The following is a 12,609-nucleotide window of genomic DNA, read 5'->3' as shown; positions in this document are numbered from 1 at the left end:
GGTGGCGGCCCGCGGACGGCCCGACCAGCGGGACGGCGCCCACCGGCTCGACGCCGCGGGCGCCGACGCGCGAGAGGTCGACGCCGCGCTGCTGCGGGCCCACCTCGCCGGGGACGAGCGTGCCTTCGAGGAGCTGGTCCGACGCCACGGCGCCCGGCTGTGGCGGCTCGCGGCCGGGGTGCTGCGGGACGAGCAGGAGGCCGCGGACGCCGTGCAGGACGCCTTCGTCTCCGCGCTGCGGGCCGCGCCGTCCTTCCGCGGTGACGCCGCCGTCAGCACCTGGCTGCACCGGATCACCCTCAACGCCTGCCTCGACCGGCTCCGGCGGCGCACGGCCCGTCCGACGGTGTCGCTGGACGCCCCCAGGTCCCCGGACGACGACGGTGGTGCCGCCGAGAGGCTGCCGGCCGCCGGGGACGCCCTGGCCGACGTCGAGCTGCAGGTCGACGTCGGCGTGGCGCTCGCCGGGCTGCCCGAGCACCAGCGGGCCGCGCTCGTCCTCGTCGACCTCCACGACATGTCCGTCGCGGACGCAGCAGAGGTCCTGGGGGTCGCCGTCGGCACGGTGAAGTCCCGCTGCGCGCGGGGCCGTGCCGCCCTGGCCGAGCTGCTGCGGGCCCGCGGCGTGGCGCCCCGGCGCGCCGGGGGGCCAGCGGCCGGGAACCGCACCCGCTCCCGCGGCGTCCGAGAGGAGGGGTGCCTGCGCGGCGGGGGTGCCGCAGGTGCCGGCGGCAGCGGGACCACGGGCAGCCCGACGACCGACTCCGAGGAGGTGCCGTGAGCCAGCCCCCTGCGCCCCACGGGCCCGACGACGTCGACCCGCCGCCGGGCCCGAAGATGCACCCAGACGCGGCCGAGGTGGACGCGCTGCTGGACGCCGACCTCCACGAGGTCCGCGACCGGGGCGGCGAGGACGGTCCACCGCCCGAGGCCCTCGTGGCCGCCCACGTGCTGGGGTGCGAGCGCTGCCGGGGCGTCCTGGAGGACATGCGCGCGGTCCGCCGGCTGCTGCGGGCTCGGGCCGTCGCCGCACCGCCGCCACCGCCGGAGCTGCAGGCACGGATCGCCGCGGCGGTGGCGCAGGAGGCCGGGCGCACGCGGCAGGCGGCGCGCCGGCACCGACGGCGCGGCGCCGTCGCGCTGGCCGCCTCCGTGGTCCTCCTCGCCGGGCTCGGGACGGCCGTCGCCGTCTCGGTCAGCCCGCTGGGCGGTGACGGCGGCGCGGACTCCGTGGCGGGAGCCGGGACGGCCGACCCCGGGACGGCGCAGCTCGACGGCGGCGGACCCCCCGCCACCACGGCGACCCTGGTGCTGTCCTCAGGCACCGACTACGAGCCGGGGCGCGTCGCCGACCAGCTCGCCGCGGTCCTCCAGGCCGAGGACGCCGACGGTCTGCGCGACGCGCTGCCCGGGCCGTCCGGCGTCGACCTCGGCCGCGGGAGCGCGGACGAGAGCGGGTCGGCGGAACCGGCGGGTCTGGGTGATCCCGCTCGGCTGGCGGAGTGCCTCGCCTCGCTCGGCCGGGCGGACGCCGAGGCGCTGCTCGTCGACTCGGCCCGGTGGGAGGGGACGCCCGCCGACCTCGTCGTCGTGCCCGTCCCCGCGCAGACGACGGACGGGACGGGCGACGGCCCGGGGGGGGCCGTGCAGGTCTGGTTCGTCGCCCCGGGGTGCGTCGGCGGCCAGGGCGGCCTGCGGCACTTCGAGGTCCTCGACGGCTGAGGCCAGGCCGACGCCGCGCGGGGCCACGCGGAACAGCCGCCCGCGGTAGCCGGTTGACGCACCGTGGCTGGAGGACGGCCGAGACGCCGTGGCGTGCGAGAAGGTGACGCCCGGCAGGACGCCCTCGCACTGCCCGCAACTCCTGACGTGACCACCCGCGACCGACCGACCGAGGAGCAGCCAGCGTGAGCGACGACGTCCGCAACGTGATCATCGTGGGGAGCGGCCCTGCGGGTTACACCGCCGCCGTCTACGCCGCACGGGCGAACCTCGAGCCGCTCGTGGTCGCCGGCTCGGTGACAGCCGGGGGTGCGCTCATGAACACGACCGAGGTCGAGAACTTCCCTGGCTTCCCCGAGGGGCTCATGGGCCCCGACCTCATGGAGCGCATGCAGCAGCAGGCCGAGCGCTTCGGTGCCGAGGTGCTCTTCGACGACGCCGTGGAGCTACGCCTGCAGGGCGACGTCAAGGAGGTCGTGCTCGGCGGCGGGCGGACCTACCGCGCCCGCACGGTGGTGCTCGCGCTGGGCTCGGCCTACCGGGAGATCGGCCTGGCGAACGAGAAGCGCCTCTCGGGCCGGGGCGTCAGCTGGTGCGCGACCTGCGACGGCTTCTTCTTCCGCGACCAGGACATCGCCGTCGTCGGCGGCGGGGACTCCGCGGTCGAGGAGGCGACGTTCCTCACCCGCTTCGCGCGCTCGGTGACCCTCGTTCACCGCCGTGACGAGCTCCGCGCCTCGAAGGTCATGCAGGAGCGGGCCTTCGGCAACGAGAAGATGCGCTTCGCCTGGGACACCGAGGTGGTCGACGTCCTCGGGGCCGACAAGGTGAGCGGCCTGAAGGTCCGGAGCACGACCGACGGCAGCGAGCGCGAGCTCGACGTCACCGGCATGTTCGTCGCCATCGGGCACGACCCGCGGGTCGAGCTGGTCAAGGGACAGGTCGACATCAACGACCACGGCTTCATCGCCGTCGACGGGCGCTCCTCCCGCACGAACCTGCCGGGCGTCTTCGCCTGCGGCGACGTCATCGACCACGAGTACATGCAGGCCATCACCGCGGCCGGCACCGGCTGCGTGGCCGCCCTCGACGCAGAGCGGTATCTCGCCGAGCTCGGCGACGCCGGCGGCCCTGCCCCCGACGTCGCCCTGGTCGAGGGCAAGCCGGAGATGGCCGGCGCCGCTGGCCACCCCTGAGCGGCCCGGCACCGCCCGGGCGCACCAAGCACCGACCCCACCCAGCACCAGCCCCACCCAGCACCGACCCTACCCAGCACCGGCACCTCTGCCGTCGGGCAGACCGCCGCACCGAGGAGACCCATGAGCACTAGGACCGTCACCGACGACACCTTCGACACCGAGGTCCTGCAGGCCTCCAAGCCCGTGCTCGTGGACTTCTGGGCCCCGTGGTGCGGCCCCTGCCGTCAGGTCGCGCCGGTCCTGGAAGAGCTGTCGGACCAGTACGCCGGCTCCATCGAGGTGGTCAAGGTCAACACCGACGAGAACCCCAAGGTCGCGGCGACGTACGGCATCACCTCGATCCCCACGCTCAACGTGTACTCCGGCGGTGAGCTCGTGAAGTCCATCATCGGGGCGAAGCCCAAGCCGGCCCTCGTCCGCGAGCTGGGCGAGTACCTGGCCTGAGGTGTCCCGGGCCGCGCGGTCGACGCTCGTCGGCGTCGGCGTCGACAGCACCACGGTGGAGGAGGAAGGCGCACACGTGAGCACGGCTGACCTGGCCCTGCGGCTCGGCGACCGCGGACCACGCGTCGCCGGGCTGCGAGAGCTCCTCTCCCGCAGCAGGGACGACGTCCCCACCGGCTCCGCAGCACCGGACGACGACGTCTTCGACGAGGCGCTGGCGAGATCGGTGCGGGCCTTCCAGCAGTCGCGGCAGCTACGTGCCGACGGCGTCGTCGGGGCGCAGACCTCCCGGGCCCTGCACGCCGCGTGCTGGCGTCTCGGCGACCGCGTGCTGCGCTTCGTCCCGGGGCACCTCATGCACGGGGACGACGTCGCGGTGCTGCAGTCCCGGCTGCTGGCCCTCGGGCTGCTCGACGACCGCCGGGACGGCCGGTACGGGCCGCGGACCGAGGCCGGTGTCCGAGAGCTGCAGCGCAGCAGCGGGACGCCGGCCGACGGCGTCGTCGGCCCCGAGACGCTGGAGGCGTTGCGACGTCTGGACCGGTCGGTCGGGGGTGGCGACGCCTTCGCGCTGCGAGACGCCGAGAGGACGGCGCAGGCGCGACGGCGGCCGAGCCGCCGCGTCGTCCTCGTCCATCCCGCGCACGGCGGCGAGGATCCCGGGGCCATCGGTCACGGTCTGCGGGAGGCCGACGTCGTCCTCGACCTGGCCCAGCGCCTCGAGGGTCGGCTCGCCGCAGCCGGGACGACGGTCGTCCTCAGCCGGGGCGCCGCGCAGGAGCCGACGGCCGAGCAGTGCGCCGACCTCGCCGAGGCGGTCGCCGCCGACGTCGTCCTCGCCCTGCACTGCGACGCGGTGACACCGGCACGGGGTGACGCCGACCCGGCGAACCTGCCGCCCTCGCCCGCACGCGGTGTCGCGACCTTCTCGTGGGCCTCGGCGACGTCGTCGTCCTTCTCCGTCGAGGGAGCGCGTCTGGCCGGGCTGGTGCAGCGTGAGGTCCTGGCCCGGACCGGCCTGGCCGACCTCCGCACCCACACCTGGGACACCGACGTGCTCCGGATGACGAGCATGCCCGCGGTCAGGGTGGAGCTCGGGTACCTCACCTCACCCGAGGACGCGGCCGAGCTCGCCGATCCCGCCTTCCGCGACAGGTGCGCCGAGGCGCTGGCCGCGGCCGTGCACCGCTTCTTCCTCCAGGCCGACGACGACGTCGCGACCGGGCTCATGGCCGTGGTGCCCGCGCCGGGGTGACCGGCACGACACCTCGGCCCGTGCCCAGCCCCTCACGGTGCGGGCGCACCCTCCGGGGGCCGTGATCCAGGCCACCGCAGCCGTCAGCGCAGCGCCGGCACGCGCACGTCGGCCAGGATGCGGTCGAGCGCACGCTCGACGTCCTCGCGCCAGGACAGCGCGGTCCGCAGCTCCAGGCGCAGCCGCGGCCACCGGTGGTGCGCCGCGACGACCTCGAAGCCCACCTGCAGGAGGAAGGCGGCGGGCAGGTGGCACCCCCCGCCGAGGCGGGCCGACCGGACGGTGGTGGGGTCCCGGAGTCCTGGCCGACCACCGGCGGGGCCCTCGGGCGCCGTCACGTCGGCGTCCACCTCGGAGCCCGCGGACCCGAAGGCCTCGATGGCACGCACCCCGCGCCGGGTCAGGTCCTTCGCCGCGGACTGGACGAGCACCCGGCCGAGTCCGCCGCCCCGGTGGCCCGCGAGCACGCCGGCCGTCATCAGCAGCACGGCGTCGGCGCTGACGGGGGAGGTGGGGTAGACCAGCGAGCGCGGCACGAGGGAGGGCGGGGCGTAGGTCACGAAGGCCGCGAGCTCGCCGCCCTCGTGCGCCACCCGGCCGCACGAGCCCCACTCCAGGAGCGTGCGCGAGAGCCATGCCTCCTTCTCGAAGGCCGGGTCCCCGCCCTGGCGGACCGACGTCGCGGCGGCCTCGTCGAGCTCCCACCGCACGCAGGTCCGGCACGGCTGCGGCAGCTGCGCCACGTGCTCCAGCGTCAGGGGGCCGACGCTCCGGCTCACCACACCCTCCTCCGTCGTGCCCCCGGGCGACGGGGCGTGCAGGCGCCCACCACCTCGTACCCCGACCCGGACGCGCAGGTCCGCGGCGTCAGGCCCGCCGCCGGGGGTCGTACCCCTCGGCGGGCCGGGGCCGCACCATGGCGCCGACGAAGGCTGCTGCGGCGCCGAGCGACAGGCCCAGCCCGACTGCCGCGAGGGTGCGCCGACGATCCGCCCGACCGTCGTGCGGCGCGGGCTGGCCGTGACGACGGGACGGCCGCCAGGACGTCTGACGGGAGGGCGGCCAGGGCAGCGAGCGGGTGGGGCGCCGCAGCCGGCCACGCATCAGACGGCGTCCGTGGGCGACGGGTCCGCAGCAGTCCCCCCGGCGTCACCGACGCCTGCCCCACCACCGCGGACGGGCTGCCCGTCGAGCATCTCCGGGGCGAGCACCGCGAGAATGCGCTCGAGGTCCTCCGCCCCGGCGAACTCGACGGACAACCGCCCCTTCCGACGCCCCATCGCCACGGTGACGCGCGTCTCCAGCCGCTCGGACAACGCTGACGCCACGGCCTCGGCCCGCTCGTCCCGGGCTCTCGGGGCCGCCGCACGACGCGGTGCCGGCGCCTCCTCACCGAGGGCCACCGCCTCCTCCGTCGAGCGGACCGACAGCCCCTCGGCGACGACCCGTTGCGCCAGCCGCTCCATCGCCGCCGCGTCGGGCAGTCCGAGCAGGGCGCGGGCGTGCCCGGCGGACAGGACACCGGCCGCGACCCGCCGCTGGACGAGCGGGGGCAGCTTGAGCAGGCGCATGGTGTTGGTGATCTGCGGCCTGGAGCGCCCGATGCGGCGAGCCAGCTCCTCGTGCGTGCAGCCGAAGTCCTCGAGCAGCTGGCTGTAGGCCGCGCCCTCCTCGAGCGGGTTGAGCTGGCTGCGGTGGAGGTTCTCCAGCAGCGCGTCCCGCAGCAGGGCGTCGTCCTCCGTGCCCCGCACCACCGCCGGCACGGTCGCGAGCCCCGCCTCCCGGCAGGCCCGCCACCGTCGCTCGCCCATGACGAGCTCGAAGCGCACCGTTGGCGCCGTCTCGCCGCGCTCCCGCGGTGCCTCCTGATCGTCACCCGAGAGGTCGCCCGCGCCGTCGGCCGGCACGTCGACGGGGACCGGCCGCACGACGACCGGCTGCAGCACCCCGACCTCGCGAATGGACTGCTGGAGCTCGGCGAGGTCGTCCTCGTCGAACTCCGTCCGAGGCTGGCGCGGGTTGGGCCGGATCGCGTCGACCGGGACCTCGACGAGGCGTACTCCCGGGACGTCCAGGAGGCCGTCGGCGTGCGCGTGCCGGCCGTCCTCCCCCTCGCCGTGCGCCCTCTGGCCGTCCCCTCCGTCGTCGGAGGAGCCCGGCCGGTCGGCCGCGCCAGGCGCTAGCCCGTCCGTCTCGTTCCACGTGGAACGGGGCCGCTCGGCCACGGCGGTCGCGCCCGAGCTGCCCTGCCAGAAGACGTCGCGGGGCCTTTCACCGTCTGGCCCCGCGGGGATCAGGGCTCCGAGCCCTCGGCCGAGACCCCGTCGTCGGTCCGTCATGGTCAGCGCCTCGATCCGCTCGTCGTGAGGTCCTGCTCCGCCGGCCGCACCGGTCGCTCGGCGAGCTCCTGGGCAGCGGCGAGGTAGGACAGGGCCCCGCTGGACCCCGGGTCGTAGGTCATCACGGTCTGGCCGTACGACGGTGCCTCCGACACGCGGACCGAGCGGGGCACCGTCGTCGTGAGCACCTCTCGCGGGAAGTGCGTGCGGACCTCGTCGGCGACCTGGGCCGCCAGCCGGGTCCGGCCGTCGAACATCGTCAGCAGGATGCTCGAGACATGCAGGACCGGGTTCAGGTGCTGGGTGATCATGCTGATGTTCTTCAGCAGCTGGCTCACGCCCTCCAGCGCGTAGTACTCGCACTGGATGGGGATGAGCACCTCCTCCGCGCAGACGAACGCGTTGAGCGTCAGCAGCCCCAGGCTCGGGGGGCAGTCGACGAAGACGTAGTCCGGCGGCGCCTCGCCGGCACTCGCGCGACGTGCCAGGTACCCGGCCACGGCGCTCCGGAGCCGGGTCTCGCGCGCCACCATCGAGACGAGCTCGATCTCGGCGCCTGCCAGGTCGATGGTCGCGGGGACGCAGGCCAGCCCTGGCACGTCCGGGCACTCCTGCAGCACGTCCTCCAGCGGCACGCCGTCGACGAGGACGTCGTACAGCCCGGCGACCTCGGCGTGGTGCTCGACGCCGAGCGCCGTGGAGGCGTTGCCCTGCGGGTCGGCGTCGAGGACCAGGACCCGGGCGCCCGCCTGGGCCAGCGCGGCGGCGAGGTTGACGGTCGTCGTCGTCTTGCCGACGCCGCCCTTCTGGTTCGCCACGGTGAGCACGCGGGTCCGCGCCGGCCGAGGCAGCGGGCGTCCCTGGAGGGAGAGGCGGCGACGGGCGTCCGCGGCCACCTCGCGGGCGAGCGGCGTCGTCTCGTCGACCTGGGGGAGAGAGCTCACGAGCCGGGCCACCTCCGCGTCGGCCGTGCCGCCCCGGTGCTCGTCCTCAGGCCCTTTGCCCTCGGGACCCTCGGCCGCAGCGATCTCTGCGGCGGTCAGCACGAGCGGGTCGTCGCCGTCCAGGCCGCCCGATCGCGCACCGGTCTGCTCCGGCGGGTCGGCGAGGGCGACCTCGTCCTCATCCGGGAGGTCGACCTCGTCCACGGGCAGCCGCGGCACCTCCCCGTCCGTCGCCCCGACGAGCCTCGCCGAGGAGATGCCCCCTACCGCCGCGACCTGTGTTCCACGTGGAACGGCGGGCCATCCCAGCGGGGAGGTAGGCCCCCCTCGCACGCTGGGCCATCCTGGCGCCGTCGTCGCCTGCACGCTTCTCCTCCTGCTCCCGGGGGCTGGCGCCTGGTCTACCGCCGACGACCACCCGGGCGACGCCCGACCCTAGCTCGCACGACGGTGGTCACCTCCTCCACGACGCCGTCGCCGCACGTCACCACCTCGACGTCGAGGAGACCGGCGCGCGCCATGCCGACGGCGTGCTCGGCGACCTCCTCCGCCGCACCCGCTCCCTTGATGGCCAGCAGCTGGCCACCCGCGGACGCCAGAGGTGCGCACCAGCGCGCGAGACGGTCGAGCGGTGCTACCGCCCGCGAGGTGACGACGTCGCCCTGCACCTGCCCGACCAGGTCCTCGGCGCGACCACGCACCACCTCGACCCGTAGCGGTGGCGCGACGTCCAGGTCGTCGAGCAGCCCGACGACGTGCTCCAGCCACCGGACCCGGCGCAGGAGGGAGTCGACGAGCACCACGTCGAGGTCCGGCCTGGACATCGCCAGGACGAGCCCGGGCAGGCCGGCGCCACTGCCGACGTCGACGACCCGCGACCCGGATGGCACCAGGTCCGCCACGGCGGCGCAGTTGAGCACGTGCCGGCTCCACAGGCGCGGCACCTCGCGCGGTCCGACGACGCCGCGAGCCGCCCCTTCACCGGCGAGCTCGGCGACGAAGGCACGGGCCAGCGGCAGCCCGTCACCCAGCAACGCGGCAGCCGCCGCCGGCTCCCGTGGCGGCTCGACCACGGCGGCTCCCGTGCTCAGGGTGCGGCCGTGACGACGACGTGCCGGTCGCCCGCCGCTCCCTCGGACTCCGAGGTGAGGCCGGTGCCGGCGACGACGTCGTGGACGATCTTCCGCTCGTAGGGGTTCATCGCCTCGAGGTGCACCGACTGCGCACCCGAGCGGACCTCCTCGACGGCCTCGCGGGCGAGCCGCTCCAGCACGCCGCGGCGTTCCTGCCGGTAGCCCCCGACGTCGAGGACGAGTCGGCTGCGCTCCCCGGTCCGTGCCTGCACGGCGAGCCGGGTGAGCTCCTGCAAGGCCTCGAGCACCTCGCCGTCACGACCGACGAGCCTGCTCAGGGAGGCGGGGGCGGCGTCGTCGGCGACCACGCTGACCGACGCCCGGCCGTCCTCGACGTCGATGTCGAGGTCACCGTCGAGGTCGGCGATGTCCAGCAGCTCCTCGAGGAAGTCCGCGGCGACGTCGCCCTCCTCCTCCAGCCGTCGTCGCCGGCCCTGGCCGCCTTCGTCCTGGCCNNCCCTCGTCCTGGCGGCCCTCGTCCTGGCGGCCCTCGTCCTGACCTTCGTGAGCCTGGTCCGGGGTCTCGGCACCCGGCTCGGACGGCCGGCGGTCGACCGGTACCTCGCCCGCCCCTCGCCCCTCGTCCACGGCCTGGTCCTGCTGCTCGCTCATCGGCCCGAGGGCCCCTCTCTGCTCAGCGCCGGAGCTCGTCCTCCGGCACGACGTGCGTTGACGGCTCCGGTGCTGATGACGCAGCGGGGAGCCGGGCGGTGCTCAGCTCTTGCGCGAGGAGCCGCCTCCTGGCGTGGTGCCCTGCTTGCCCCGCCTGCCCGCCGTCCGGCCGGACGTCGACCCCTTCGTCCCCGGTCCGACCGGCTTGCCGCCTGGCGCGCCGTCGCGGGAGCTCGACGACGCCGGGGTCCGCTTGACCGGCGCCCCAGCCGCCCGCCTCGCCTTCTTGCCGCCGTCCCCCGCGCCGCCGCCAGCGACCTTCGCGTCGGCGACCGTGCCGTTGCCGGGTGCGGCGTCAGACCGCGCCCTGGTCGCCGCGTCCCCCGCGCCCTCAGCCGGGGCCGGCGGCTCGCCCCGCTCGCGCGGACCCTGCTCCGGGGTGCTCTGCTGGCCCGGCTGCTGGCCGGGCTTGCGCTGGCGGTCCTTGCGTCGCGGCTGGGCCCGCTGGCCGCGCGGCTGCTCGGCGGCCGCGGCCGGGCCCGTCGGCGTGGAGCCGGTGAGCTCCTCGACGGTGACGCCCTTGCGGCGGGCCTTGCGCTCCAGCAGCCTCGCCTCGGCCTCGGAGCCGGGGGCCGGCATGTTGCGGATCACGTAGAACTGCTGACCCATCGACCAGACGTTGGTCGTCAGCCAGTAGAGCAGCACGCCGATGGGGAAGTTGACGCCCGTGACCGCGAAGACGAGCGGCAGGACGTACATGATGATCTTCTGCTGCTGCGCCATCGGGTTGTCGGCCATGGAGGCCGGCATGTTCTTCATCATCAGCTGCCGCTGCGTGGTGAAGGTCGTCACCGACATCAGCACGATCAGCAGCACCGTGACGGCCTTGGTGACGAGGTCGTCGCTGCCGAGGAAGGTGGCCGACAGCGGCGCCCCCAGCAACGTCGAGGCCTCCGCCTGGGTGGCCGTCTCGACCGTCATGAGCCCGACCGGGTCGCGCGTGCCCGAGGCGATCGCCGAGAGGCCGTTGAGCAGCTGGAACAGCGCGATGAAGATCGGCATCTGCAGCAGGATGGGCAGGCAGGACGCCAGGGGGTTGGTGCCCGCCTTGCGGTAGGCGGCCATCGTCTCCTCCTGCATCCGCTGGCGGGAGGCAGGGTCCTTCTTGCCCTTGTACTTCTGCTGGATCTTGCGCACCTCGGGCGCGACGATCTGCATCCCCCGGGACGCCTTGATCTGCTTGACGAACAGCGGGATGAGCAGGATCCGGATGACGACGACGAGCGCCACGATCGACAGCGCCCACGAGAGCCCGGACGTGGGCTCGAGCCCCGCGGACGTCAGCAGGTCGTGCGCCGTCACCATGATCCAGGCGACGACCCACTCGAGGGGGCGGAGAAACTCGAACATGGGCTCCTGCCGTTCGGCTCGGGCGGTGCTCGCGGACCCCGCCGTGACCACCCGTGCCGGGCTCGGTGCGGGGGCGGGGCTGCGGGGGACTGACCTTGGGGGGCTCGCTGCGGGGGCTCGGTGCGGGGGCGGGGGCCGAGTCGGACGGGCCCGGCGCCGCTCCAGGGTCCCACCACCGGACGGGCGCCGGTGCCCGGACCCGCGGCCGGCGTCTCAGCCGGGGTCGCCGTCCTGCTCCCCACCGGCGCGACCCGACGAGCGTGGGCGGCGACGGGGCGGCACGTGGTCGACGCCGCCGAGGTTCCACGGGTGGCAGCGCAGGAGCCGGCGGACGGCGAGCCAGCTGCCCCGCAGGGCCCCGTGCCTCTCGAGGGCCTGGACGGCGTAGGAGGAGCACGAGGGGTAGAAGCGGCACACCGGCGGGTACCACGGCGACACCACGAGCTGGTAGCCGCGCACGAGCAGCACCAGGGCCCGCCGGGCCGTACCCGCCGTCAGGGCGCCGACCGCCCCCCGTCCACCGGCCGCCCGGCCGGTAGTGGCTGCCGATGCAGCCCGCAGGGCGGCGCGGGAGGTCCTCCCCGCCGACGACGGGTCCGCGGGGCGCGATGCGCTGCTCACCGGCCCAGCCGCGCCCCGGCCTCGGTCCCGGCAGCACCCGCTGGGCCGGTACCTGCCGTGCCGGCCGGGGCCAGAGCGGCCCGCCGCGCACGTCGGGCGGCCGAGGCCCGGGCCGACGCGAGCGCCACGTCGAGGTCGTGCGCCAGCGTCGCCGAGGGCGCCGACGCGGCGGGCGGCATCGCCCGGACGACGAGCTCGGCGCCGTCGGGGAGCGCCGTGAGCCGCTCGGCCACGAGGTGCTGCAGCCGACGGCGCACACGGTTGCGCACCACCGCGCCGCCGACCGCCCTGGACACGACGAACCCCGCGGCCGCGGGGTGCGGCAGCGGGGTCATCGCGACGTGGACGACGAGCGTCCGCCGGCCCGACCGGGCGCCCGAGCGCACCGCGCGCCGGAAGGCGTCAGCGGTGCGGACGCGTCGGGCGACCGGCAGCACGGCCGGTCAGGCGGAGATCTCGGCGCGACCCTTGCGGCGCCGGTTGGCGAGGATGGCGCGGCCGGCGCGCGTGCGCATCCGCAGGCGGAAGCCGTGGACCTTGGCCCGGCGGCGGGTGTTCGGCTGGAAGGTGCGCTTGCTCACGGGGGCTCCTGAGGTTCTGGCGCGCTGCGGCCAGCGCACGGAGGTCAGCGGTTCGGCCGTGTCGCTGCGCCGTCGACGACGGGCGCGCCCTGGCTCGGACCGCATCACGGTACGGGCGGGCCCCTGCCCGGTCAAACGGCAGGTCGGGCCGGCGGCCCGGTCCAAGACCCTGGGCGAGGAGCATGTCCGGCGAACCTCCGATGGTGCGCCGAGGTGGGGGTAGTGTCCGCGGACCGACACGCCGGACCCCGGTCGTCGGGGCGCCGGGCCGGTGGCCGCCGCAGGCCTCCCGGGGGACGGTGGCCGAAGGGAGAGCGCAGGCGCTCCCCGGTGCCTGGTCTCCCTGTGC

At 75.8% G+C, this 12,609-nt stretch carries 14 protein-coding genes; 5 read left to right on the top strand and 9 right to left on the bottom strand.

From position 1 onward, the window contains the following. The first annotated feature begins 1 nt into the window (after position 1). The 5 genes from sigM to WDV86_RS09295 all read left to right on the top strand — a co-directional run bounded on the left by sigM (position 2) and on the right by WDV86_RS09295 (position 4,620). Positions 2–781 carry an RNA polymerase sigma factor SigM gene (gene sigM / locus WDV86_RS09315; protein ID WP_339567343.1) on the top strand — a complete coding sequence of 260 codons (780 nt, stop codon included), beginning with the start codon at positions 2–4 and terminating at the stop codon, positions 779–781. Then, positions 778–1,722, top strand: coding sequence for a hypothetical protein (locus WDV86_RS09310; protein ID WP_339567342.1), 945 nt, complete (start codon positions 778–780; stop codon positions 1,720–1,722). Before sigM ends, WDV86_RS09310 begins: the two co-directional genes overlap by 4 nt. Before the next feature lie 185 nt (positions 1,723–1,907). After that, entirely contained in the window at positions 1,908–2,918 is a 1,011-nt protein-coding gene (trxB, locus tag WDV86_RS09305) for a thioredoxin-disulfide reductase (RefSeq protein ID WP_339567341.1), read from the top strand. A gap of 123 nt (positions 2,919–3,041) precedes the next feature. Continuing rightward, positions 3,042–3,365: a thioredoxin gene (gene trxA / locus WDV86_RS09300; RefSeq protein ID WP_339567340.1), complete on the top strand. Its 324-nt coding sequence runs from the start codon at positions 3,042–3,044 to the stop codon at positions 3,363–3,365. 76 nt (positions 3,366–3,441) lie between these two features. Beyond that, a complete protein-coding gene (locus WDV86_RS09295; RefSeq protein WP_339567339.1) occupies positions 3,442–4,620 on the top strand; it encodes an N-acetylmuramoyl-L-alanine amidase in 1,179 nt (392 codons plus the stop codon). 83 nt (positions 4,621–4,703) lie between these two features. Here WDV86_RS09295 and WDV86_RS09290 read toward each other — a convergent pair whose 3' ends face one another. The 9 genes from WDV86_RS09290 to rpmH form a co-directional block, all read right to left on the bottom strand. Further along, positions 4,704–5,399, bottom strand: coding sequence for a GNAT family N-acetyltransferase (locus WDV86_RS09290; RefSeq protein ID WP_339567338.1), 696 nt, complete (start codon positions 5,397–5,399; stop codon positions 4,704–4,706). Positions 5,400–5,723: 324 nt separating this feature from the next. Next, positions 5,724–6,959 (bottom strand): ParB/RepB/Spo0J family partition protein, encoded by a 1,236-nt coding sequence (locus tag WDV86_RS09285; RefSeq protein ID WP_339567337.1) that lies wholly within the window; start codon positions 6,957–6,959, stop codon positions 5,724–5,726. Positions 6,960–6,961: 2 nt separating this feature from the next. Then, positions 6,962–7,915, bottom strand: a complete 954-nt coding sequence (locus tag WDV86_RS09280) for a ParA family protein (protein WP_445263012.1) — start codon at positions 7,913–7,915, stop codon at positions 6,962–6,964. 389 nt (positions 7,916–8,304) lie between these two features. Then, on the bottom strand, positions 8,305–8,976 hold the full coding sequence (gene rsmG, locus WDV86_RS09275; protein WP_339567335.1) for a 16S rRNA (guanine(527)-N(7))-methyltransferase RsmG: 672 nt from the start codon (positions 8,974–8,976) through the stop codon (positions 8,305–8,307). 14 nt (positions 8,977–8,990) lie between these two features. Continuing rightward, positions 8,991–9,455 carry a Jag family protein gene (locus tag WDV86_RS09270; RefSeq protein WP_445263011.1) on the bottom strand — a complete coding sequence of 155 codons (465 nt, stop codon included), beginning with the start codon at positions 9,453–9,455 and terminating at the stop codon, positions 8,991–8,993. A gap of 295 nt (positions 9,456–9,750) precedes the next feature. After that, complete coding sequence (gene yidC, locus WDV86_RS09265) at positions 9,751–11,058, bottom strand: membrane protein insertase YidC (protein ID WP_339567333.1); 1,308 nt, start codon at positions 11,056–11,058, stop codon at positions 9,751–9,753. Between the two features lie 213 nt (positions 11,059–11,271). Beyond that, complete coding sequence (gene yidD / locus WDV86_RS09260) at positions 11,272–11,556, bottom strand: membrane protein insertion efficiency factor YidD (protein ID WP_339567482.1); 285 nt, start codon at positions 11,554–11,556, stop codon at positions 11,272–11,274. A gap of 119 nt (positions 11,557–11,675) precedes the next feature. After that, complete coding sequence (rnpA, locus tag WDV86_RS09255) at positions 11,676–12,116, bottom strand: ribonuclease P protein component (RefSeq protein ID WP_339567332.1); 441 nt, start codon at positions 12,114–12,116, stop codon at positions 11,676–11,678. A 6-nt stretch (positions 12,117–12,122) separates the two neighbouring features. Continuing rightward, on the bottom strand, positions 12,123–12,260 hold the full coding sequence (rpmH, locus tag WDV86_RS09250) for a 50S ribosomal protein L34 (protein ID WP_339567331.1): 138 nt from the start codon (positions 12,258–12,260) through the stop codon (positions 12,123–12,125). Between the last annotated feature and the right edge of the window lie 349 nt (positions 12,261–12,609).

This window comes from Pseudokineococcus sp. 1T1Z-3, from assembly GCF_037482365.1.
Taxonomy (GTDB): domain Bacteria; phylum Actinomycetota; class Actinomycetes; order Actinomycetales; family Quadrisphaeraceae; genus Pseudokineococcus.
This window is presented reverse-complemented; position numbering and strand designations above follow the sequence as displayed.

Bases quoted from the DNA above. Each gene is read 5' to 3' on its own strand.
- trxA (WP_339567340.1), top strand. From the start codon at position 3,042: ATGAGCACTAGGACCGTCACCGACGACACCTTCGACACCGAGGTCCTG.
- WDV86_RS09285 (WP_339567337.1), bottom strand. From the start codon at position 6,959: ATGACGGACCGACGACGGGGTCTCGGCCGAGGGCTCGGAGCCCTGATC.
- yidC (WP_339567333.1), bottom strand. From the start codon at position 11,058: ATGTTCGAGTTTCTCCGCCCCCTCGAGTGGGTCGTCGCCTGGATCATG.